We start from the raw sequence: 20,925 nt of genomic DNA, 5'->3' as shown, positions 1-20,925 counted from the left end.
GTCCGGCCTCACGCGCAAGGTCCCTCGCCCTATGGTCGCGGGCTGGTGGATCGGTCATCCATGCTTCGGGAGAGTGCCAGTTCAGTGACATCCCATCCTATCCCCGCACGGTCGGGATGCAGGTAGGCGGGATTGAACAGGGCCGCGCTCATGAGCGCCTCCAGGTCCGGGATGGTCAGGGTCTTGCTCTTGAGCACGACAAGGTTGGCGGCCCGCAGCTCCTGGAGCATGCGGTTGAGATGCACCAGGGTGAGGCCGGTGGCCTCGGCCAGTTTCGCCTGGGTGATCGGCAGCTCGCAGCTCGAGCCCTGCGTCAGGCCCACGGACCGCAGACGCAGGAACAGTTCGCACAGCAGATGACACAGCCGCTCGTAGGCCGTGCGCTGGCTGAGATTGAGGGTCCACTCGCGCTGGATGGCAGCATCAATGAGCACTTGCCCCCAGAGGGCCTCGGCGATGCGGGCGTGGTGGAGCATGAGATCCTCGAACAGCGGCCGCGGGATCCTGGCGACCGTCACCGCCGTCAGCGCGCCCACTGAGTGGTCCATCGTGTGCAGGAGGAAGCTGTTCGGGTCGCACAGATCACCCGGCAGCAGGAAGGCGAGGATCGCGCTCCGCCCATCCTCCAGGTGCTTGGAGCGGCAGGCCCAGCCCGAGAGGATGAGGTGAATCTCACCCGGCGCGTCGCCTTCGCACAGGATGTCTTCCCGCGGCCCGATCCGCCGCACATGCTCGGACATCACACGCTCCAGCAGGCGCTGGTCGTCGGCCGAGAGGCGGGTGAGCTGCTCCAGCTTGCGGATGAAGGGGTGGGCCATGGCGCCCTCCATGATGTACAGCCCTCTAAACTAACGCACCACAACCCAGATGGGCCAATCTGTATGGGCCAATCTGTGCTATAGTCTTTGTGCCCTCTGTTCGTCTCCGTCACGTCTCAGAGGCCCATCGGGCCAAGAGGGGTCATGATGAGCGCCCATTCCCAGCCGAGCCTGAGCGGACGCCGTGTTCTCGTGGTCGAGGATGAGTTCTTCGTGGCCGACGATCTGGTCCAGGCCCTCACCCGGCTCGGGGCGGAGGTGCTCGGCCCGGTGCCGACCAGGGACGAGGCATTGGAACTTGTCGCGACGGCGGGACCAATCGACCTGGCCGTGCTCGACATCAACCTGGAGGACGAGGCGGTGTACCCGGTGGCGGATCTCTTGTCCGCGAAGGGGGTGCCATTCCTGTTCGCCACAGGCTACAGCCGAGCCCTGGTGCCCCCGCAGTATCAGCACGTGCCTCGATGGGAGAAGCCGTTCAACCCGCAGATCCTTGCACAAGCCCTGCCAAAGCTCCTGAGCGATTGATGAGCGGGAGCTCCCTGCCTATGACAGCCGTGTTCCGGGAGGCGCTTCCTGGAAGCAGCGGCACAGGTGCTTCTCGCAGCCGAACTCGTCTTCGATCAGGACTTGCGACGCCTTGTGCTCGGCGCATCGGGCCTCAACCATCCTCCAGACCAGCGCCTCGGCTAAGGACCGGCGTGCGAAGCCACCAACAAATTCATCCTCGCGATAAATCGGCCAGCCGAGATGGCTGCCGACGAGCTTGTAGGTGACATGAGAATGCGGCAAGGACGGCCCCGAGATTTCGGAGAACGGCAGGCGGAACACCACCTCGCCGGCCTCATTCTCCACCTCAATGGCATAGTCCCGCGGATCGTGGCCGTGGGCCGCGAATACAAATTTGAGGGATTGGGCGGCCCGCACCACGGCGCTCCAAGCCGTTTTCACATCCGGGTAGTCGAGACCGGACTCGTCGTAACTCATCCCCTGACCTTTGCTGTGGATGTGAAGGTAGAAGCGCGGCATGGCATCTCTCGCAGCTAACCAGAGGACGACAGACACAGGCCCGGATGAGGCTGCTCGATATCATCGGGGTCCAGGCTCATCAGCCTCGCCGGAATGGGAATTGCTGTCGTGAGAAGCATTGCGCTCTCCGGAGCGCCGGGTGCCGAAGCCATGCTCCTCGCTCTCATTCGCGGTTCTGACGGCCCACCCGATGATGATCCGATCAATCCGGACACCTGCCGCCTGCCATAGACCCATCAACCGCTTGCGGAACCGTCTCAACATGCCTTCAAAAACTCTCTCAGTGACAGCACTGGGACCCGCAATAGCTTGGACGTTATCTCGGGCGCCCTGTGCAACTGGCTCCAAAGACCTAATTTCAAGTGCAATTGAAAGAACTCTGTCCTAGTATTTCAAGATTTCGGCAATAATCATGAAGCGGTATTGCTAAGCGGGAAAGGTCTTCTGAGACCGGCAGCCTTGGAAGATCACTCCAAGCGAGTACGCGTATTTTACCTGATCTGGACCGAAATTGCAGCGGGTGGCTCGTTCAGGAGGTACTAAAACGTCGTTTTATATATGAGTTTCCTATACAGACAGCACGTCTTGCGTTCCCATACTTTCCCGTCAGTTCCCTTCGGGGCCCCGCGACTGCCTGCGGCGTGCCCCGTTGCGCACGGCGGCTGCGATGGCGAGCACGGCTGCGCCGCCGGAACCAAAGACCGCCGGTTTGGTCAGGAAATACACGAACGGATAGACACCCCCGTCGAGCTGGCCAGTATAGATGTCATATGTCTGGTGTGCGAAGCCCGCAGCCAGGCCCAACAGGGCTCCGGCCCAGGCAAATTGCCCAGGGTCCCACGGCTTGCTCGCTCCCGTTTCCAGGGAGATCTTCCTGGAACCCCTCGGATCGTAGCGTACGGCCAACACGGCTTTCAGGGCCGGACAGGCGATGCCAAGCGGGAGGTGTCCAAGGCGGAGCATTCGCCCACCCGCTCGACCCGGATCGAGATCGTCACGGCAAGGACCGGCCACCGATGCTCATTCCTCACCTCGACCCGGATGTCCTCCGAATTTATCTCTTGCCCCATGAGCAGGCGATCTCGCGCGAGTTCGCCTGCCGAGCGGAGGGCCTGGAGCTCGGCCGCCCGGAGGCTGACAACCTCGTGCCCCTCTTCATCGAGATTGCCGTGGGTGCCCATGAACAGGTCGAAATGAAAGCGCGGCATGGAAAACTGACCTCGCAAGTGGAAAATGGTTAGGTCACTAAAGCAGTGCGTCTCCGCTCCACCGTCAGTGCAGGATTCCCGACCGGTGCATGGCCGCCTGGACGAACGTGACGGCTGCCTCCAGTTCGTCCTCGTCGAAATCGCCGCAACCGAAGCTGTCGACGACCGAGTCGCTGCCGTCAGCGTAGAGTTCCAGCCAGAACCGCGGCAGGTTGGGCAGCCCCTCGCCGGGCATCTCCGTCAGGCGGACCTCAAGGCATCCGAACCGCCCAAGCGTCACGGTGCAGGAGCCGTCGGCATTGTCCGGAACGACCGCGAGCTGCACGTACGCACGCACGATCTTCTGCTCGATCCAGTCACGGCACCGGTCGTGGACTGCCACATCGTCCATTGGCATCAGGCGTGTCTGCTCCATACCCGTCTCCATCGCTGCGGGATTGCCGTTCCCGCCGGACCCGTGGGGCCGGATGGTCCGACAGCCTGCCCGTCGCTACGCCGCGGACCCGATTGCACCGTGATCCACGGTTGGAGCGGCGGCATGTAGCCGTTTGAACGCGAGTTTGCAGCAGCGGGATCGGGAAAAAGCGGCGAAAAGGCCGTTTCATATATGACATTCCTATACGCGGGGCCGGTTCACGCCTCGCCTTCGCTCGCCATGGACGTCATGGTGGAGGCGCTGGATCGGAGAGGCTATGAGCACTGGCGGGGAGCAGGACAAGCGCGACTGGAAACGCAGGGACTGGATCGGTATCCACGCCCCAGCCGGACCGCTCGGCCCCTGGCCCCTTGTGGTGGCCGCCCTGGCGATCGCGACAGCCGTGGCCGTCGCCTTCGTCCTGAAATCGGTCATTGGCATCGACGATGTCGACATGGTGTTCCTGCCCGCCATCATCGTCATCGCCATCCGCTACGGGTTCTGGCCGTCGCTGGCGGCCTGTCTGCTTGGCGCCCTGGCCTACAACTTCTTCTTCTTTCCGCCGGTTTACACCTTCGCCCTGACCGACCCGGCCAATATTGCCAACCTGGTGTTCTTTTTCGTCGTCGCATTCTCGACCAGTCAGCTCGCCTCCCGAGCCCGGGAAGCCGCGCTCGCGGCAGCACGCCGGGCCGAGACGACGGAGGCGCTGTATGCCTTCAGCAACAAGATCGCCGGGATCGTCACGCTCGACGAGCTGCTGTGGGCCACGGGGCAGCAGATCGCCTCGATGTTGAAGCTCGATGCAGTGATCCTACTCCCAGATGCCGACGGTAAACTCGAGGTTGCGGCGGCCTCCCCGCCGGACAACCCGATGGACGATGCCGACGTGGCCGTTGCCCGCCAAGCTTGGGACCAGGGCCGGTCGGCGGGACGGGGCACTGAGGCCCTGCTTACTACCCGGCACCTGTTCCTGCCCCTGCGCACCAGCCACGGCCCGATCGGCGCAATCGGGGTCGGTCGGACCGGAGAACCGCTGAACCCCGATGAGGAGCGGTTGCTGACGGCCCTGGTCGACCAGGCCGCTGTCGCCATCGAGCGCATCCGGCTGGCTGCCGCGATGGATGCAGCACGCCTGGCCGCCGAGACGGAGCGGCTGCGCTCGGCCCTGCTGACCTCGCTCTCGCACGACCTGAAGACGCCGCTGGCCTCCATTACCGGCGCGGCCACGTCCCTGCGCCAGTACGGCGAGCTTTACGATGCGGCTGCCCGCGACGAACTCGCGGCCACGATCCAGGGTGAGAGCGAGCGCCTGTCCCGCTTCGTCGCCAACCTTCTCGACATGACCCGCCTCAAGGCCGGCGGGATTGAACTGAAGCGGGAGCCGATCGATCTGGGCGAAGCCGTGGGCGCAGCCGTGCAGCGCATGCAGGGCGTGCTCGGCGAACATCAGGTCGCCGTCGATCTGCCGGCCGATCTCCCCATGCTCGACCTTGATGTCGTGCTGTGGGAGCAGGTGCTGGTCAACCTGCTGGACAATGCCGCCAAGTATTCTCCGCCGGGTTCGACCATCGCGATTGGTGCATCCGGTGACGGACGGCAGGTTGAACTCACCGTCAGCGATGAGGGGCCGGGCATCCCGGCCGAGGACCTGGAGCGGGTCTTCGAGATGTTCCACCGCGTGAACAAGGGCGACCGGCAGCGCGCCGGAACCGGGCTTGGACTGTCGATCTGCCGCGGCTTCGTCGAGGTCCTCGGCGGCACGATTCAGGCCGCCAACCGGACCGATGGATCCGGGGCGGTCTTCACCATCACGTTTCCCGCATCCGTCTTCACCGCGATGCCCCGGGAGGATGCCGCCGAATGACCGTCCATGGCAGCATTCCCCTCCTCATCGTGGATGACGAGCCGCCAATCCGACGGTTCCTGCGCACCAGCCTCGCGGCGCAAGGCTACCGGATCCTGGAGGCCGGGACCGCCCGAGCAGCCCTCGATGTCATTGCCCGCGAGTCGCCCGAGGTCGTGCTGCTGGATCTTGGCCTGCCGGACCAGGACGGCCTGGAGGTGATCCGGCGGCTACGGGCTGCGGGGTCGAAGGTCGCGATCATCGTGCTCTCGAGCCGCGGGGACGAGGCTGGCAAGGTCGAGGCGCTCGACCTCGGCGCCGATGACTACGTGACCAAGCCGTTCGGCATGGCCGAGCTTGTTGCCCGCATCCGCACGGCCCTGCGCCATCGGGTCCAGCGGCAAGGGGCCGAGCCACTGTTCCGCCACGGTGACCTGACTGTCGACCTCACTCGCCGGCTCGTGACAGTGCGCGGGGCGGAGGTGAAGCTCTCCAACAAGGAGTGGGACATCCTGCGCCTGCTCGTGCTCCATGCCGGCCAGGTGCTGACCCACCGTATGATCATGCAGGAGGTGTGGGGCCCGAAGGTCGACGTGCAGTACCTGCGGATCTACGTGCGCCAGCTCCGGCAGAAGCTGGAGGAGCAGCCCGACCAGCCCCGCCATATCCTGACGGAGACCGGGGTCGGCTACCGGCTTCAGACCGATGCGGATATGTCGGCAGACGGATCAGGGTTGCGGACCGAGGCTGAATGAGAATGCCAGTCTACGCTCTCCTGCGGAGGTGTTCTGCAACGGGCATCGAGTGCGTTGTGCACTGTGATAGAGTCATCACGACAGCAGAGGCAAAGACCTGGAGTTTCCCGTGAAAGCCAAGTGGGCGCTCATCCTGAGCTTCTTTCTGTTCGTCGCTCCCGGCCTTGCCGCAGCCCAGTCCGTCGAAGTGCTTTGGCTTGGCCACGCAACGACCCGCATCACGAGCGTCGCCGGCAAGGTGATCGTGATTGATCCCTTCCTCACCAGGAACCCGACCACACCGCCCGAATACCGAGACTTAAAGGCAGTTGGAAAGGTGGACCTGATCCTGGTAACGCACGGCCATCAGGATCACGTGGCCGATCTCCTTGATCTGGCACGTCTGACGGGCGCCAAGGTCCTCGCCAATTACGAGTTCGCCCGAAACCTCGTCTCCCTGGGCCTCATGGAGGAGAACAAGGTTATTGCCATGAACAGGGGCGGCATGACGGAGCCGCTCGGCCGGGGCGTCAGGATCCACATGGTGCCGGCCGATCACAGCTCGTCGCTCGACTACAACATTCTCGGCATCAGGACCCCTGACGAGTCCGCCTCCATCCGGCAAGGCGGGGGAGCCGGCGTGTCCGTCGGCTACGTGATCGAGATGGAGAACGGCTTCAAGATCTATCACACGGGAGACACCGCCGCCTTTGGCGACATGGCGCTCATTCGGGAGCTCCACAAGCCGGACCTCGCGCTGGTGTGCATCGGGGGCTTTTTCACCATGGGACCTGAAGAGGCCGCTTACGCCGTACGGGAGTTGATCAAGCCGAAAGCGGTGATCCCGATCCACTATGGCACCTTTCCGGTCCTCAACCGAACCCCCGCAGAATTCAGGAAGGCCTTGGGAGCGAGCGCGATCCAGGTCCTGGACGTTGCTCCCGGTCAGGCGATGAGGTTCTGAGAATGCTAGTCGGGCACATTGGCCAGTCTGAGCCCTGTCGCCATGCGCTCCCAATCCGCAGGCTCCTTGAAGGGGTACCAGAACGCTGTTCCACGGATGGAGAGGGGGTCCAGTCCCTGTCGGTTGTTCTCGGCCAGCGAAAAGATCCGCTCAGCGTCCGCCGTTCGGCCCAGGTGGCCGTAGGCGGCGAGGAGAACACGATACGACCATCGGTCGTCCGGGTTGAGAGCGACGGCCCGCTCCAGGCTGGCCGCCGCGTCCGAGAATTGCCCCAGCCCGAACTGGGCTAGTCCGAGCTCATAGAAGTAGGACGGTGGGGAGAACGGGTTGAGCCGGATACCCTGCAGGACCAGTTCGAGAGCCTTGGCGGGCTGACCGGCCAGGCTTAACGCGCCCGCGAGCGCGACGTAAGCATTGGCGTCGTTGGGATCCATGCCGATCGCCCGTTCGCCCTCCCTGATCGCCTCCTCATGCTTTCCCTGCTGGGACAGAATGGCCGCCGCAACCTGATGGCTGAGGGACGTCGGCGCCTGCTGGGCCTTGGCGATGTACTCTTCAGCCTTCAGCCGCGCATCGTGCACCGATCTCAGCCCGAATCTTTCCTCCTGCCACTGTCGCCTGGCGATCTGCCAGTATGTGGCTGCGAGCGCAGCATAGGCACGAGGATAGTTCGGTTCCAGTTCGCTCGCTCGCTCGAAGTGCCCGATCGCCTCGCGTGCAGCCTTCGGATTCTGCTGAAGGTACTGGTTCCACCCTTTCAGGAATTCGTCGTAGGCCGCAGGGTTCTCGGTTCGCTTGGCGGCAATCTGCCCCTGCTCCCTGGCTGTCAACCGGATCGCCAGTGTACTTGTAATCTTGCCGGCGATCTCGTCTTGCAGCCCGAAGACATCTCCCAGGGTCCCCTCGTAGCGGTCGGCCCAGAGCTGACCGCCGCTCGCGGCATCGACCAACCGAACATTGATGCGGATCCGGTCCGCGGCCCGGCGTACGCTGCCCTCTACCACGTAGCGGACCCCGAGGTCGGCCGCCGCCTTTCGCACGTCCACGGCCGTGTTCTTGAAGGCGAAGGTGGAGTTGCGGGCGACGACGAGGAGCCCGGCCACTTTGGAAAGATCGTTGATCACGTCATCGGTGATCCCATCCGAGAAGTATTCCTGGGCTCTGTCATCACTCAGGTTCGCAAACGGCAGCACGGCGACTGAGGGTTTGTCGATTCGCGCCGCAATGCTGGCGCCAGCGTTCTGCGGCGCGGGACGCTGGCGGGCCGCCAGCCACCAGGCAGTTCCGCCTGCGCTTGCGAGCACCAGAAGTCCGACGATGATTCCGGCATACAGGCTGACGCTGCTCGCTCGCTGTAAGGCTCGATCGTGCCCGGGCGTGGTCGGATCGGCGATGTCCGCCCGCGCAGGACCGAGGCCCTCGATCGGAACGGCGTAGGCTTGGACCGGCTGGTCGATGTTCTTGAGCGCCTGCGGGCCGAGGTCCCGGAAGGGGAGTGGGAGCGCCTTGCGGACCTGCTCGTAAGCCGCTCCGGAGATGCACGCTCCCCCTGGCTCAGCGATCTCCTGGAGGCGGGCGCAGACGTTGACGCCGTCCCCGAGCAGATCCTGTCCGCGCGTGACGACATCGCCCACGTGGATCCCGATCCGGAAGCGGATACAGCGGTCCCGAGCGATCTCTCCGCCCGTTTCCAGCAGCCGCCGCTGGACCGCGACGGCGCATTGGACGGCATCGACCGCGCTCGGAAACTCCGCCAGGACGCTGTCCCCCGCGGTGTTGGCAATCCGGCCCCCGTGCTCCTCGATGAGAGCGTCCATGACCTCACGGGCGGCGGCAAGACGTTCCAAGGTGGCAAGTTCGTCCAGGCCAACCAGCCGCGAATAGCCCGCGACGTCCGCCGCAAAGATCGCGGCAAGGTGTCGTTCAACCCTTTGTCCCTGGTGCGGAGGCATCCATCGTCAGCCCTTGGGCGGCAGGCGATTGTGCGGGCTGACGCGCCGGGATTCAAGGCACGGCGGGGTACGAACCGACGCTTTCTTGCGGCAAGGACCGCCTCAGCCCGGCGATCGGGGCATCCCGGCGCGACGGGTGATCCGAAGTTGTCGACGGGAGACGCGGAGCCAAGCTGGGTCACCGGCATCAAGCCGCTCGGACCCGAGGGAACGGACATCGACCCGACTGCGCCGCACTTCCGCCCGGTTCGTCCTCCCTGATTTCGATCCCTCAGGACTGCAATCCGAACCAACGACCATGGAACCTGACCGGGAGCTCTCCGACCTGATCGGGCGCATCTACGATTGCGCGCTCGACGGAAGCCTGTGGCCGGACGTCCTGGCCAGGATCACCGAGGCGCTCGACGGCGTCATGGCCGACCTGAGCGTCGTCGACCCGCTCGCCGGGAACGGTCGTGTCACGGCCTTCCACAACTGGCCTCAGGATGTCCTGGAACTGGCCATGGCGCATTTCAGCATCACCCCGGCCCGCGGCGCGATCCTCACATTCCCGTTGCTGGAGCCGATGTGCACCTCGCGGCACCTCGACATTGTGGCCTTTCACAACAGCCGCTACTGGAAGACCTGCTTCGCCGGGAGAGGATACTACGACTATCTCGTGACCGGGCTCTCCAGAAACGTGTCGCGGCTCTCCGGTTGGGGCGTCGTGGGCGCGGAGAGCCGGGGGGCATTCGGCGATCGGGACATTGAGCTGGCGCGATTGCTGTCGCCCCACATCCAGCGGGCCCTGAACATCTCGGGCGCACTTGACGACCGGCGGGTTGAGGCCGGCACGCTTCGCGGCGCGCTCGATGCGCTCGCGGCGGCAGCGGTCATCGTAGAACCCGGCGGACGCATCCGCTTCACCAACGCGGTGGCCCAGGCCGAACTCGCGCGCGGAAACCTGTTCCGCGAGACCAAGGGCCGGCTGATCGGGACGACGGCGGAGGCCTCGCGGCTGCTGGCGGGCCTGCGGGGCGTGGACGGCCACCAGCGGGGACGCGATGCCCTGCTGGCTGATCCCGCCGGACGGACGGTTCATGTGACATGGGCGATCCTGGAGCAGGTTGGCGAGGAGCTGGGGAGCCCGATCCTCATCCTGCTGCGACAGCCAGAACCCGATCTGGCGACACCGGTCTCCGTCGCCACGTCGGCCTTCAGGCTCACCCGTGCGGAAACCCAGGTTCTGGCCCATGTTCTGGAGGGTCACACGCTGGCCGAAGTGGCGGGGATCCTGGGCGTGGCCCGTTCGACGGTGAAGTCCCATCTCGAGGCGATCTATGCCAAGACCGGCACCCGCCGGGTGCCTGAACTCGTGCGCCGCGCCGTCGGACTCGTCCCGCCGTTGCGGGAATAACCCTAATGGGCCAGCTCCAGCCCTGACCGCCTCCGCCAAATGGCGGAGGAAATGCCGCTCCGCCTCTTCCATCATTCCCGACGAGCACGGCCCCGATCTGATTCGGCGATGGCTCGAGGCGGTCAGGGAGCTATCCGATGGAACGTGCGCTACTCGCCCTTGTGTTCAGTGTGGCCGCAGGTGCCTCATCGGCACCGGCCTCTGAGCCGTCATTGGACATCGAGGGGGAATGCCGCTCGATCTCCGAATCCGACCTCCACGGCTGCACATGCCTGGGCCGATACTTCGTGACCAAGTTTGGTCCGGCTGAGGGGGCTGCCGCCCTTCACCTGATGGAGCGCAGCTTCGTGCCCGAGCCTCGGATCAGCGCCGCCACCCTTTATGGGCGCTTCGGTGCCGACACGCTCGACAGAGTGGCGCGAAGGATCCTGGAGACGCACGACGAAGCTGTCTCATCCTGTCCCATCAGCGCCCACATCGCGGAGTGACCATGCCGGTCGCGCCGGCCGATGTCGCCCTGGTCGTGTTCACCGCCTGCAACACGGCGCGCGTGTTCGCGTACCTGCCGCAGATCGTGAAGATCGGCCGCGACACGCAAGGCGCGACGGCGATCTCCTATACGACCTGGATCCTCTTCGGCGTGTCCCACCTGTCGACTGTCGCGTATGCGATCCTCGTGGTGGACGACTGGCGCATGGCGGCGGTCTTTGCCGCCAACACCTTGTGCTGCGTCCTCATCGTGGGCCTGACGGCGTGGAAGCGTGCGGCCTTGCGGACGGCACGGGGAAGACCCGGGGACGGCAAATGCCTGCACGGGCGCGAGCGCGTTGGGATGGCGGCAATCAAGTCGGTTAGCCTCCACACCGACCCGGAGGCCTCCCGAGGTGCGGCATCATGGAAACCACGGTCATGACGGTGGGCTGGATCGACGTTCTGGGCTATGCTGCCTCGGGCCTGACCTTGGCCACCTTCGCTCAGCGAACGATGCTGCCGATGCGCATCATGGCGCTCGGGGCCAATGTCTGCTTCATCGGTTATGGTGCCATGGGGTTGTTCATGCCGGTCCTGGCCTTGCACGTCATCCTTCTTCCGATCAACCTGGTCCGGCTCCGCACCCTCGTCGGTCGATCGGGCCTCGACGGGGCTGGACCTGCCCAACAGGCGAGCGACGCAGCCACCACGGCAGGGTTCTCAAGCGGACTGCTCTGAGGACCAGCGGCTTCTGCGGCCGAATGCCTAAAGGTCTCCATCCTGGGCCGGACTTGAAGCCGGAGTGCGAGACCCCGTCGAGGCACGCTCAGGCTCCCGCACCGGGCCGACCGGGACTCTCCGTTTCGTCATGGCCACACAGGTTGACCTCCCGGGATGCCACCGAAGCAGATATACTGCGGCCTTGACCTCAGCGCGGGAGTGATCCCATGAGCGACACGAGGATGACGTCGACAGGTCACGCCGTAAGCGACGCGCCGTGGCTGGATCTCCACTTCTGGACGGCCCGGGCCGAATACGAGGAGGCATTGCGCTTCGTCGGCATTGAGCCGGCCTGGACGGTGCTCGACGCCGGGTGTGGCTCGGGCGGCTACGTGCCGCTCCTGTGCGAGCTCGTCGGGTCTGAGGGACAAGTCGCCGCGCTCGACCTGGCGCCCGAGAACGTCGCCCATGTCGAGCGCCTCGTTCACGAGGGACACTGCGCCGCGTCTCTGGACCTCCGGGTCGGCAGCGTGCTGGATCTCCCCTTTGCCGACGCCACCTTCGACTGCGTGTGGTGCGCCAACGTCGCCCAGTACCTGGCGGAGACGGAGTTCGCCCATGCCATGGCAGAGTTCCGCCGCGTGACCAAGCCCGGCGGCCTCGTCGCCGTGAAGGACACCGACGGCACGCTCCTGCAACTGCTGCCGCTGGATCCGGAGATCTGGGCCCGTCACGTCGCGCTACGGCGGGCCAAGGCGGCCGAGACCGGGATACTGGGCTCCTGGTGCGGGTCCTCGCTGGCCCGCTTCTTTCGGCAGGCGGGGCTGACGGACATCGTGCGCAGGAGCTGGCTGGTGGAGCGCTGGGCCCCGGTGCCCCCCTATGCGCGCCAGTTCCATGCCATGGGCCTGCGCTATCACGCCAAGCTCGCGGCGGAGAACGGCCTGTCGCCATCGGACTGCGCGGCGCTGGCTGCGGCGGCGGCGGACCCCGACCGCCTCCTCGACGACCCCGACTTCTGCTTCCGCGAGGTCTTCGTCGTGACGATGGGACAGGTTCCGGCCTGAGAGGGCCACGGGAGGACGCGATGATGACCTCCAACACCGATGATCTCGACGCAATCGTGGTCGGCGCCGGATGGGCCGGGCTGGGGATGAGCTATTACTTGGCCCAGGCCGGGCTGCGGCACCGCGTGCTCGAGCGGCGCCGGATCGGCGAGACTTGGCGCAGCCAGCGCTGGGATGCTTTCCGCATGAACACGCCCAACTGGGGCACCGTCATGCCGGGTGATCGGTACGATGGCCTCGATCCGGACGGCTTCATGACCCGCGATGAGTTCGTCACGCTCCTCGAGGACTTCGCCACCCGCAACCGCTTGCCGGTCGAGACGAATACCCCTGTCTCCGAACTCTCCCTCGACGAGGAACGGGGCGCCTACCGCCTGGACACGCCACGAGGTGTGCTGTGGGCGCGCAATATAGTGATCGCCAGCGGCAGCCTGAACCGCCCACGCCGCCCCGCAATGTCGCGCGAGTTGCCCTCCCATCTGCTGCAACTGGACGCGTGTGACTACCGCAATCCGGGCGCGCTCTCGGCAGGGGCGGTGCTGGTGGTCGGCAGCGCCCAGTGCGGCGGCCAGATCGCCGAGGACCTAGCGCAGGCCGGTCGCCCAGTCTTTCTTGCCACCGGCCGGGTCGGGCGCATGCCCCGTCGCTACCGGGGCCGCGACATCGTGTTCTGGCTCCGCAACAGCGGCCTATTCGACGTCCCGCGCAAGGACTTCCTCGACCCCTCCGGCCGCATCATGGGCCGGCCGCTGCTCGGGGTCGGGCACACGGTCAGCCTGCAATCGCTCAGCGCGCAGGGGGTGGTGCTTCTCGGCCGTCTCACGGGAGTCGAGAACGGCGAACGCCTGAGCTTCGCGGCGGGACTGGAGGAGAACATCCGCTTCGGGGACGAATCCTCGGCGCAGTTCAAGCGCCACATCGACGACTACATCGTGCGCGCGGCCATCGATGCTCCGGCGGCAGAAGATGATCCTGACGAGATAATCACCCCGCGTCTGCCAGACCCACCCATCCGCTCTCTCGACCCGGCCGAACATAGCATTTCCACGGTAATCTGGTGCACCGGCTTCGACGGCGATTTCGGATGGATGCGGGTGCCGGGAGCGCTCGACGCACGAGGCCAACCCGTGCACGAGGAAGGCATCTCCATCCAGCCTGGCCTCTGCTTTGCCGGCATGGATTTTGCGGTGACGCGCAAGTCAGGCACCCTCCTGTCTCTCGCCGAAGAGGGCCCGCGGCTGATCAACCACCTCGTGGAGCGCCACGCGAAAAACTGATCGGTCGCTGTTCAGGTTGACTGCCCTGCCGTCGTGGGGCCGAACAGCTTACGCGTCTCCCTCCCGCGCCTGCTTACGCGGTGCAAACCTGGAGTGACGTTACGGGTTAGCCCTTAGCATCAGCTTACGATTAAGCGTGTTCCTCGCGCGATCCGGGCTTCGGCCTCCAGGATGATCCGGTCCACGATCTCGGCGGCAGACGGTGCGTCATGGATCAGGCCGACCGCCTCCCCAGCAATGACTGCCGCTACGTCGAATTCGCCGCGCTCTCGCCCCTCGGCGTAACGCTGCGCCTCTTCCTCCTGGTGCTCAAGCAGTTCGGCCTCACGCCCGTACCACCGCTCGGCATGAGCATTGCGGATGACCCGGCCCGTGTAGGGTTGAGGCCAGAGATTGCGCCGGGAGATATCGAACACAATGCTGCGCAGGGTATCATCGCCCGAGGCATCAATGATCCGCTGTTTGGCCTCTGGATGACCTTGCGCCTCTTGCGAGGCATAGAAGCGGGTGCCCATCAGCACCCCATCGGCTCCAAGCATCAAGACGGCGGCCAGCCCGCGACCATCGGCAATGCCGCCCGAGGCGACCACTGGGAGATGCGGGTAGGCGTCAATGATCTCGGGGACCAGGGTCAAGGTCGTGCGGGTCGCCCCATGCCCACCGGCCTCGGTGCCTTGGGCCACAAGAATGTCGGCTCCTGCGGTGGCAGCCTCCCCGGCTTGCGCAAGCGATTGAACCTGACAAATGAGCTTTGCCCCGGCCTCCTTGATCTTGGGCGCGAACGGCCCTGGGTCACCAAATGAGAGCATCACCGCCGCAGGCTGGTACTGGAGCGCCACGTCGAGCAGGTCAGGCTTTTTGGCCAAGCTCCAAGTGATAAACCCACAGCCGACCTTGGCGTTGCCTGCCGCCGCGAACTCCTGCTCCAGCCACTCGGCATTGCCGTAACCGCCACCGATCAGGCCGAGCCCACCCGCATGGCTGACGGCAGCAGCGAGTTTTCCGGACGCAACAAGGTCCATAGGAGCGAGCAGAATTGGGTGTTCGATTCCAAATGCGTCGGTCAGGCGGGTCTGGAGGGGCATTGCTGATCTCTCCTTCGGGGACCGCGAACGGGCAAACTGCCTGAAGATTGGACCATGCCGCCAGGGTCTCTCACCGGGCTCGCCTTGGCAATTGCAAATCTGTGGAAATTTCCATGTACAAGGCCCGCCAATCTCTCTCGCGACCGGTTCCTTCCTGAAGTCGCAAGCTGAGCTTGATACTTCGCTACCACCCCAAGCTGGACACCCTGCCCCACCCGCCTCACAATCCCACCCGGAGCGGCACCGAGGGTCCCATGGATCGGCAGGAGCACAAGGTTGAGCGGCGGCTGGCAGCGATCTTCGCGGCTGACGTGGCAGGCTACTCGCGCCTGATGAGCCAGGATGAGGCTGGAACGCTCCGGACCCTGAGTGCCTGTCGCGAGATCATGGACAGGTTGATCGCCGAATACGGTGGACGGATCGCCAATACCGCCGGGGACAGTGTCTTGGCCGAGTTTCCCAGTGTAGTAGACGCCGTTCGGTGTGCCGCTGAGGTACAGCACGCGCTATTGCAGGTGAGCCAGAAGTTCCCGGAGCAGCCCACCCTGCAATTTCGGATCGGGGTACACGTCGGTGACGTGATGGTGCGTGGAGGCGATCTCCTGGGGGACGGCGTGAACATTGCCGCACGACTGGAGGGTATCGCCGATCCGGGTGGTATCTGTCTCTCTGAGGCTGCTTATGGGTATGTGCGAAAAGCCATCGCACTGGCCTTCACTGATCTCGGACCGCAGACAGTCAAGAACATCGAGGAGCCAGTCCGAGCCTATGCCTGGAAAGCAGCCCCACTTGCAGGCTCCGGAGTAGCACCTTCCAAACCGCTCCCCCTGCCCGACAAGCCCTCCATTGCTGTACTCCCCCTCACAAACCTGAGCGGCGATCCGGAGCAGGACTATTTCGCCGATGGCGTCACTGAAGACCTGATCACGGCCCTCTCCCGCCTCCGTTGGTTGTTCGTGATCGCCCGAAACTCTACCTGTGCGTTTAGAGACCGATCATTGGACGTAACGCAGATTGGTCACCGTCTTGGGGTCCGCTACATTCTGGAGGGCTCCGTCCGTAAGGCAGGAGCCCGCATCCGCATTACAGGTCAGTTGATCGAGGCTGCGACCGGAGCCCACATTTGGGCCGAGCGCTACGACCGCGCTCTGACCGACATCTTTGATATGCAAGACGAAATCGCACAAAGTGTTGTTGCTGCCATAGAGCCGACGCTGCGCAAGGCTGAGATTGAGCGCGTTCAACGCAAGCGACCGGATAATCTGAACGCGTATGACCTTTATCTTCAAGCGCTCGCGCACATGTATGAGCAAAGGCCGGAAAGTCGGGCCGCTGCGCTGGACCTAATCGAGCGTGCCCTCCAAGTTGATCCCAAATACGCTCAAGCGCATGGGGTTGCTGCGTGGTGCTACTTCGCCAAGTCACTCTGGGAAGGTAGCCTACCAGAACCGTTCAAAGACGCGATGCTGCGGCACGCGCGTGCTGTTCAAGAGCTTCAGACCGATGATGCGACGACGTTGGCTCATGCGGCTATCGCGCTGGCTCTCGTGACGCGGGACTATGAGGCCGCGTTGGATATGATCGACCGTGCTATCATGCTCAATCCGAGTTCTGCACACGCACACGGCCATGGATCGGTGATCAATACCTGGGCCGGTAACTATGATCGGTCGATAGCGTTGTCCGAGCGCGCCTTGCGCTTGTCGCCCTTCGATCCGCTCAGCGTGATGCCGCTCGCCGGAAGGGCCGGGGCTCACATGATGAAGGGCGAGTACGAAGAAGCGGTTGGGTGGACCCGGCGAGCCTTGCAGGTCTACCCGAACCACACACCCTCATTTCTGATTAGAATTGCCAGTTTGATGCGGTTGAGCAGGGCCACTGAGGCTCAAGCCACAGCGCAGCAGTTTATGGCGATTGCGCCATCCTATCGGATCATCCCAAACGCGCCGGTTCTTGGGCTGTTCTGCGAAGAGCTACGAGCGGCTGGCCTGCCCAACTGAGCAGGATCAGGCGCGGACGTAGCTTATCGAAAAGCGCCCCTCTGAACCTGCGAGTGCAGCGGCGATCTAATTGGGCTCGGTTAGCTCTCTTCGCTCAGTGACGTCAGTCGGATTGGCTCTGCTGGGCTAACGGCCGAGAGGCATGCTTGTAAACGATCTGCGTGCCACTACCTCGGACAAGCTGGACGGTGAAGTTGTGGAACGAACTGATCTGAATTTGAAGCCTGATTCCGGTTGCTAAAGCGCTTTTGATCTGTGCGAGCGCATTCTGGTCGCATGCGCGCGCGGTGACCTCCGTCAGGTCGAGATCGCCCGCCGGTTCCAGGTCTGTCTCGCCACGATGTCGAACTGGCGCCGTCAGGCGCGTGAGGAGCACCGACGCGGCACCGTGAGCGTCCAGATATGACTACACCGGTCGGCATCAAAGCTCTAGCTTTGCCGCAGCCGAGGATAGGTCTTTCGTCAATGTTTTTGCTATAATCCCGCACGAACGGGATCTGCAAAGGTCCCTACGTCGCACCTTGGATCGCGGAGGCAGATATGGCCTTCAAAGACTCGGCCCTCAAAGACTTGTTGCTCCTGACCCGCCAAGGCACGGAAGCCGGCAACCGCTATGCACTGTGGCTGGCGGACATGTGTGGTGCGAGATTGACCGTGACCTCGCCGGCGATCAGTCCCGCTCTGCCTCCCATAATCTCGGGGGAGTTGCCGGGTGACCTCCTCTCCCGGATGCAAGAAGAGATTAAGAAGGGTGCGCGCGGTGCACTTGATGCCTTTCTGGAGAGTGCGCAGCAGACGGATGTCACCGTGGAAACATTGGAGCTGGAACTCCCGAGTGGAGACCTTGGCAGAGAGGTCGGTCGTCTCGCGCGGTATTTCGATGCGACCGTTCTCGAGCAATCCAAACCTGAGGGACCTGACACGTCCAATGTGATCGAAGCTGTGCTCTTCGGGTCAGGGCGACCGGCATTGATCGTCCCCTACATCCACATGCTCCCACAGCTCCGGACAGTGCTGGTTGCATGGAACGAGGGGCGTCCGGCCACCCGCGCCATAGCGGACGCCTTGCCACTCCTTCAAATGGCCGATCGGGTGGAGATTGTGACCGTATTAGACACGGGCCCGATGGGCCTCAGGCAGGCGCCGGCTGACATGATGGCACGGCACCTGGCTCAACACGGCGTCAACGCTGCAATAAAACCCCTCGCCAAGGGGACTGTTGATGTTGGCAACACTCTTGTTTCATATGCCGTCGATGTGAGCGCAGATCTGATTGTGATGGGCGCCTATGGCCATTCGCGCCTGCGTGAGATTGTGCTTGGTGGCACGACTCGTACCATCCTCCAGTCGATGACGGTCCCGGTGCTGATGGCCCATTGATCTTGCGGCTTGAGGGCACCACTGCTCACATCTGCCCTTAATCTGGGCGGCCCTCTCTGCCTGTCGGCGCCGTTTTGAGCTGAGGTGCTGATCATGCCCGAGTTCAGGCTTGAGGGTAAGCCAGACCCCCGTTCAGTCCTACTCCAACTGGATCAAGGGGGTTCTCTTGTTGTGCTGCTTGCAAAGCCGCGCCGGTGGCATCATAGGCAGCCAGTTCAGACGATCAAATGATCTGCCCTTACGGCATCCCAGTTTGGCACGGTGACGATGAGATGATGTGAAACCGCAGCGGATATGGACCGCCGGAACTGACAAACCAGTGGCGTTGTCTTGCGTCCGTCAAGCGCGATAAGTTGAGAGGGACCAGCTTCAGCTTAAGACATCAGGGCCTGCGGTTATGTTGCACCGCGCTTAAAGGCCGGAGACTTGACTGCACCCTCCGCCAAGGCAAAACGTCATCAACAATCACATTGCCAAACGGGCGCCATCCAGACATGACAATGCCCTCAGACTTGTACTCGTGGCTCCAGCAGGACTATTTGCCGTTTCTGGAGTTCCGAAGCGCAGCCTCCGTCCGAGCCGATGTCGAGCATTGGTTCGAGGACGAACTCGGCTACGACTGGCTGAGCTAAACCATCTCCACCACTTCTGCCGGGGCCCACTTGGTGTTTCGGGGCTATCAGGCTCTCCGCAAAAGGCGGATAATCAGCTGTTGAGTCCAAAAGGAGGGTGTCTCATGGCCCGCTTCCAACAACTGGCTGAAGGAGAAACGCCTGCTGATCCGGAGAAGTTTATCCTCATTGAGGTCATTCGCGAGCCGGCCATAGGCTACCACTACCGGGTGACCGGCAAAGGCTTGGGTCCGGATGACCAACCGCTCGGCGGTTCCACGGAGTGTACGCTGGACAAGGCACGCGAACGCGCCCGGGAATTGGCTCAGGCGGTGAACGTGCCGGTCATCTACCTAAGCAGCGGCATTGCCGCGATAGGAAGATAATTGCGATGGTCGGAGATCTTTCGGGCGCAGTCGCGTGGCTTCAACCGGGAGATGGTTGTTGACAAAGGACTAAGCGAAGGCGAGAAGCGCCAAGCCGAGGCCGCCCCCGCCCAAGGCACGACAGCAGTGCCGGGTCCTTTTCTTTTCAGCCAAGCTGAAACGGGCTGGCATCTGGTTAGTTGGCAACGCTGACGGGCAACACTTTCGCTCCTGGAAGAGAGTCCGTCATCACGAGCAGGCCAGCACGACCGTTCACGCGGGTTCCGCACAGCGGCTGGCGCCTGTTGGCTCATCGGCCGGGCACCCGCTCCGGCTCTGACGAATGGAGGCTGAGATACCGACACCACCAGGGCTGAAGTCCGCCTCTTCGTCCATTGCTTGAGCGTTTGAGGTATCCTTCTGCTCAACAGTCTGACCAATCAGCCGGGTAACCCGGATTAACGCAAATAGCGCGTGACTTCGTGTCACTACGGGTCCAATCCTGAGGATTGGGCCCGTTTCCATTGGTTCGGCTTTGATTTAACCCAGCAACCCTCCGCTCATTCGTAGCTTCCCCACGATGGCTATCGCAACACGGGAGCCGACCCATCTACTGAGGATGGTCTCGGTGCGGCATGCCCGCCACACCATTCACCACGCCTCCCAGCTTGTGATATCCTCCCGATCGCCAGCGAGGTGCATCAGCTTGAGGACGGAAGACATCAAAGCTGACCTTCTCCGCAAAGCCGGGGGGCATCCTCACTGCGCCCGAGGCCGCCCGCATGTGATTCAGCATCGACTATGTACCCGTGAGCCGACTGCCGTTACGCACATGACGTTGATGGAGAATTCGTCGCGTCAGCGGGGGCACCATCGGTGCCGATGATGACCCCGCCGGATTTTCTTTTGCGGCGCTAAACCCAGGCTTTGCGCTCCCCTTGAGAGGGGTCAGTTGTTCGGCGCCGATTCACAGTCAGTTACGGTGCCTACTCCTACACGGCTTACTGATCCGGTTTGGGTGAACTTGAACTATGCGGCATAACGGAATGACGGATGCCCAAAGTAGCTGCGGATTCGGCCGGGCGACTTGGCGAGCCGACGCATGTGGCTGATGACGGCGCGCTTGAGGGCGGGCTTGCTGCGGGCGGGTGGTTTGTGCGTCACGGCGTGCTGCAGGTCCGCGTTCAGGCCTTCGTCCGGGTTCAACTCCGGACTGTAAGAGGGCAGGGAGAAGACCTCGATCTGCTCCGGATGCTCGGTCAACCAATCCTGCACGGCCCGGGCCCGATGGACCGGCAGGTTGTCCCAGATCAGAAACACCTTGCCGCGGGCCTCCTGAATGAGCCGCCCGAGAAAGCGGATCAGGCTCGGGGCCCTGAGCGCACCATCGAGCACCATCCAGCGCAGCTCGCCCTTGTTGGTCACAGCCGAGATCAGCCCCAGTCCCGCGCGCTTGTGGCTGGGGCGCACCACCGGCGTCCGGCCTCTGGGGGCGAAGCTGCGGCCGCGCACGTCGTCGGAGCGCAAGCCGGTCTCATCCTCCCAGAAGATCGTGCCCTTCTGCCCTCTGGCTTGCGCCACGATGGC

General features: G+C 63.7%; 23 protein-coding genes. 14 read left to right on the top strand and 9 right to left on the bottom strand.

From position 1 onward, the window contains the following. Positions 1-29: 29 nt before the first annotated feature. Complete coding sequence (locus NF876_RS33250; protein WP_262272428.1) at positions 30-818, bottom strand: Crp/Fnr family transcriptional regulator; 789 nt, start codon at positions 816-818, stop codon at positions 30-32. 147 nt (positions 819-965) lie between these two features. Here NF876_RS33250 and NF876_RS33245 point away from each other — a divergent pair, with 147 nt between their 5' ends. Next, positions 966-1,346: a response regulator gene (locus NF876_RS33245; RefSeq protein WP_262272427.1), complete on the top strand. Its 381-nt coding sequence runs from the start codon at positions 966-968 to the stop codon at positions 1,344-1,346. Between the two features lie 18 nt (positions 1,347-1,364). On the opposite strand, the gene NF876_RS33240 is transcribed toward NF876_RS33245, so the two are convergent. The 4 genes from NF876_RS33240 to NF876_RS33225 form a co-directional block, all read right to left on the bottom strand. Beyond that, positions 1,365-1,847: a DUF6894 family protein gene (locus tag NF876_RS33240; protein ID WP_262272426.1), complete on the bottom strand. Its 483-nt coding sequence runs from the start codon at positions 1,845-1,847 to the stop codon at positions 1,365-1,367. Between the two features lie 606 nt (positions 1,848-2,453). Then, positions 2,454-2,810, bottom strand: coding sequence for a hypothetical protein (locus NF876_RS33235; RefSeq protein WP_262272425.1), 357 nt, complete (start codon positions 2,808-2,810; stop codon positions 2,454-2,456). Next, complete coding sequence (locus tag NF876_RS33230) at positions 2,762-3,055, bottom strand: DUF6894 family protein (RefSeq protein ID WP_262272424.1); 294 nt, start codon at positions 3,053-3,055, stop codon at positions 2,762-2,764. The genes NF876_RS33235 and NF876_RS33230 overlap by 49 nt, the downstream gene beginning before the upstream one ends. A 64-nt stretch (positions 3,056-3,119) precedes the next feature. After that, positions 3,120-3,470, bottom strand: coding sequence for a hypothetical protein (locus NF876_RS33225; RefSeq protein ID WP_262272423.1), 351 nt, complete (start codon positions 3,468-3,470; stop codon positions 3,120-3,122). A gap of 277 nt (positions 3,471-3,747) precedes the next feature. Here NF876_RS33225 and NF876_RS33220 point away from each other — a divergent pair, with 277 nt between their 5' ends. The 3 genes from NF876_RS33220 to NF876_RS33210 all read left to right on the top strand — a co-directional run bounded on the left by NF876_RS33220 (position 3,748) and on the right by NF876_RS33210 (position 7,014). Continuing rightward, entirely contained in the window at positions 3,748-5,337 is a 1,590-nt protein-coding gene (locus tag NF876_RS33220) for an ATP-binding protein (protein WP_262272422.1), read from the top strand. Then, positions 5,334-6,071, top strand: a complete 738-nt coding sequence (locus tag NF876_RS33215; protein WP_262272421.1) for a response regulator — start codon at positions 5,334-5,336, stop codon at positions 6,069-6,071. The genes NF876_RS33220 and NF876_RS33215 overlap by 4 nt, the downstream gene beginning before the upstream one ends. A gap of 109 nt (positions 6,072-6,180) precedes the next feature. Further along, positions 6,181-7,014 carry a metal-dependent hydrolase gene (locus NF876_RS33210; RefSeq protein ID WP_262272420.1) on the top strand — a complete coding sequence of 278 codons (834 nt, stop codon included), beginning with the start codon at positions 6,181-6,183 and terminating at the stop codon, positions 7,012-7,014. A gap of 5 nt (positions 7,015-7,019) precedes the next feature. Here NF876_RS33210 and NF876_RS33205 read toward each other — a convergent pair whose 3' ends face one another. Then, positions 7,020-8,966 carry an adenylate/guanylate cyclase domain-containing protein gene (locus tag NF876_RS33205; RefSeq protein WP_262272419.1) on the bottom strand — a complete coding sequence of 649 codons (1,947 nt, stop codon included), beginning with the start codon at positions 8,964-8,966 and terminating at the stop codon, positions 7,020-7,022. Between the two features lie 298 nt (positions 8,967-9,264). Here NF876_RS33205 and NF876_RS33200 point away from each other — a divergent pair, with 298 nt between their 5' ends. From NF876_RS33200 to NF876_RS33175, 6 genes are all read left to right on the top strand, one after another. After that, positions 9,265-10,362: a helix-turn-helix transcriptional regulator gene (locus NF876_RS33200; protein WP_262272418.1), complete on the top strand. Its 1,098-nt coding sequence runs from the start codon at positions 9,265-9,267 to the stop codon at positions 10,360-10,362. 137 nt (positions 10,363-10,499) lie between these two features. Next, positions 10,500-10,850 carry a hypothetical protein gene (locus NF876_RS33195; RefSeq protein ID WP_262272417.1) on the top strand — a complete coding sequence of 117 codons (351 nt, stop codon included), beginning with the start codon at positions 10,500-10,502 and terminating at the stop codon, positions 10,848-10,850. 2 nt (positions 10,851-10,852) lie between these two features. Then, positions 10,853-11,275: a PQ-loop repeat-containing protein gene (locus tag NF876_RS33190; protein WP_262272416.1), complete on the top strand. Its 423-nt coding sequence runs from the start codon at positions 10,853-10,855 to the stop codon at positions 11,273-11,275. After that, on the top strand, positions 11,257-11,571 hold the full coding sequence (locus tag NF876_RS33185) for a hypothetical protein (RefSeq protein ID WP_262272415.1): 315 nt from the start codon (positions 11,257-11,259) through the stop codon (positions 11,569-11,571). Before NF876_RS33190 ends, NF876_RS33185 begins: the two co-directional genes overlap by 19 nt. Positions 11,572-11,780: 209 nt before the next feature. Further along, positions 11,781-12,620: a class I SAM-dependent methyltransferase gene (locus tag NF876_RS33180; protein ID WP_262272414.1), complete on the top strand. Its 840-nt coding sequence runs from the start codon at positions 11,781-11,783 to the stop codon at positions 12,618-12,620. Positions 12,621-12,640: 20 nt separating this feature from the next. Further along, a complete protein-coding gene (locus tag NF876_RS33175) occupies positions 12,641-13,897 on the top strand; it encodes an NAD(P)-binding domain-containing protein (protein WP_315975100.1) in 1,257 nt (418 codons plus the stop codon). 119 nt (positions 13,898-14,016) lie between these two features. On the opposite strand, the gene NF876_RS33170 is transcribed toward NF876_RS33175, so the two are convergent. Further along, positions 14,017-14,982, bottom strand: coding sequence for an NAD(P)H-dependent flavin oxidoreductase (locus NF876_RS33170; protein WP_262272413.1), 966 nt, complete (start codon positions 14,980-14,982; stop codon positions 14,017-14,019). Between the two features lie 254 nt (positions 14,983-15,236). Between NF876_RS33170 and NF876_RS33165 the strand changes: the two genes are divergently transcribed. Further along, entirely contained in the window at positions 15,237-16,982 is a 1,746-nt protein-coding gene (locus NF876_RS33165; protein ID WP_262272412.1) for an adenylate/guanylate cyclase domain-containing protein, read from the top strand. Between the two features lie 103 nt (positions 16,983-17,085). Here the strand turns inward: NF876_RS33165 and NF876_RS33160 are convergent, their stop codons facing one another. Beyond that, positions 17,086-17,358 (bottom strand): RNA chaperone Hfq, encoded by a 273-nt coding sequence (locus NF876_RS33160; protein ID WP_262272411.1) that lies wholly within the window; start codon positions 17,356-17,358, stop codon positions 17,086-17,088. Positions 17,359-17,522: 164 nt separating this feature from the next. Between NF876_RS33160 and NF876_RS33155 the strand changes: the two genes are divergently transcribed. The 3 genes from NF876_RS33155 (at position 17,523) to NF876_RS33145 (ending at position 19,359) form a co-directional block, all read left to right on the top strand. Next, on the top strand, positions 17,523-18,362 hold the full coding sequence (locus NF876_RS33155; RefSeq protein WP_262272410.1) for a universal stress protein: 840 nt from the start codon (positions 17,523-17,525) through the stop codon (positions 18,360-18,362). 500 nt (positions 18,363-18,862) lie between these two features. Next, the gene (locus NF876_RS33150) at positions 18,863-18,994 is read left to right on the top strand and encodes a hypothetical protein (protein WP_262272409.1); all 132 of its coding nucleotides are present in this window, start codon (positions 18,863-18,865) and stop codon (positions 18,992-18,994) included. Positions 18,995-19,098: 104 nt separating this feature from the next. Then, positions 19,099-19,359 carry a hypothetical protein gene (locus tag NF876_RS33145; RefSeq protein ID WP_262272408.1) on the top strand — a complete coding sequence of 87 codons (261 nt, stop codon included), beginning with the start codon at positions 19,099-19,101 and terminating at the stop codon, positions 19,357-19,359. 1,008 nt (positions 19,360-20,367) lie between these two features. Here the strand turns inward: NF876_RS33145 and NF876_RS33140 are convergent. Next, on the bottom strand, positions 20,368-20,925 hold a 558-nt coding region (locus NF876_RS33140; protein WP_262272407.1), incomplete at its 5' end, for an IS630 family transposase.

This window comes from Microvirga yunnanensis, from assembly GCF_025460875.1.
The sequence above is the reverse complement of the archived record's forward strand: the minus strand, read 5'-3'. Positions and strand labels throughout refer to the sequence as shown.

Coding starts and splice junctions, on each gene's coding strand:
- NF876_RS33250 (WP_262272428.1), bottom strand. CDS start 818: ATGGCCCACCCCTTCATCCGCAAGCTGGAGCAGCTCACCCGCCTCTCG.
- NF876_RS33245 (WP_262272427.1), top strand. CDS start 966: ATGAGCGCCCATTCCCAGCCGAGCCTGAGCGGACGCCGTGTTCTCGTG.
- NF876_RS33240 (WP_262272426.1), bottom strand. CDS start 1,847: ATGCCGCGCTTCTACCTTCACATCCACAGCAAAGGTCAGGGGATGAGT.
- NF876_RS33235 (WP_262272425.1), bottom strand. CDS start 2,810: ATGCTCCGCCTTGGACACCTCCCGCTTGGCATCGCCTGTCCGGCCCTG.
- NF876_RS33230 (WP_262272424.1), bottom strand. CDS start 3,055: ATGCCGCGCTTTCATTTCGACCTGTTCATGGGCACCCACGGCAATCTC.
- NF876_RS33225 (WP_262272423.1), bottom strand. CDS start 3,470: ATGGAGCAGACACGCCTGATGCCAATGGACGATGTGGCAGTCCACGAC.
- NF876_RS33220 (WP_262272422.1), top strand. CDS start 3,748: ATGAGCACTGGCGGGGAGCAGGACAAGCGCGACTGGAAACGCAGGGAC.
- NF876_RS33215 (WP_262272421.1), top strand. CDS start 5,334: ATGACCGTCCATGGCAGCATTCCCCTCCTCATCGTGGATGACGAGCCG.
- NF876_RS33205 (WP_262272419.1), bottom strand. CDS start 8,966: ATGCCTCCGCACCAGGGACAAAGGGTTGAACGACACCTTGCCGCGATC.
- NF876_RS33200 (WP_262272418.1), top strand. CDS start 9,265: ATGGAACCTGACCGGGAGCTCTCCGACCTGATCGGGCGCATCTACGAT.
- NF876_RS33195 (WP_262272417.1), top strand. CDS start 10,500: ATGGAACGTGCGCTACTCGCCCTTGTGTTCAGTGTGGCCGCAGGTGCC.
- NF876_RS33190 (WP_262272416.1), top strand. CDS start 10,853: ATGCCGGTCGCGCCGGCCGATGTCGCCCTGGTCGTGTTCACCGCCTGC.
- NF876_RS33185 (WP_262272415.1), top strand. CDS start 11,257: ATGGAAACCACGGTCATGACGGTGGGCTGGATCGACGTTCTGGGCTAT.
- NF876_RS33180 (WP_262272414.1), top strand. CDS start 11,781: ATGAGCGACACGAGGATGACGTCGACAGGTCACGCCGTAAGCGACGCG.
- NF876_RS33175 (WP_315975100.1), top strand. CDS start 12,641: ATGATGACCTCCAACACCGATGATCTCGACGCAATCGTGGTCGGCGCC.
- NF876_RS33170 (WP_262272413.1), bottom strand. CDS start 14,982: ATGCCCCTCCAGACCCGCCTGACCGACGCATTTGGAATCGAACACCCA.
- NF876_RS33165 (WP_262272412.1), top strand. CDS start 15,237: ATGGATCGGCAGGAGCACAAGGTTGAGCGGCGGCTGGCAGCGATCTTC.
- NF876_RS33155 (WP_262272410.1), top strand. CDS start 17,523: ATGGCCTTCAAAGACTCGGCCCTCAAAGACTTGTTGCTCCTGACCCGC.
- NF876_RS33150 (WP_262272409.1), top strand. CDS start 18,863: ATGCCCTCAGACTTGTACTCGTGGCTCCAGCAGGACTATTTGCCGTTT.
- NF876_RS33145 (WP_262272408.1), top strand. CDS start 19,099: ATGGCCCGCTTCCAACAACTGGCTGAAGGAGAAACGCCTGCTGATCCG.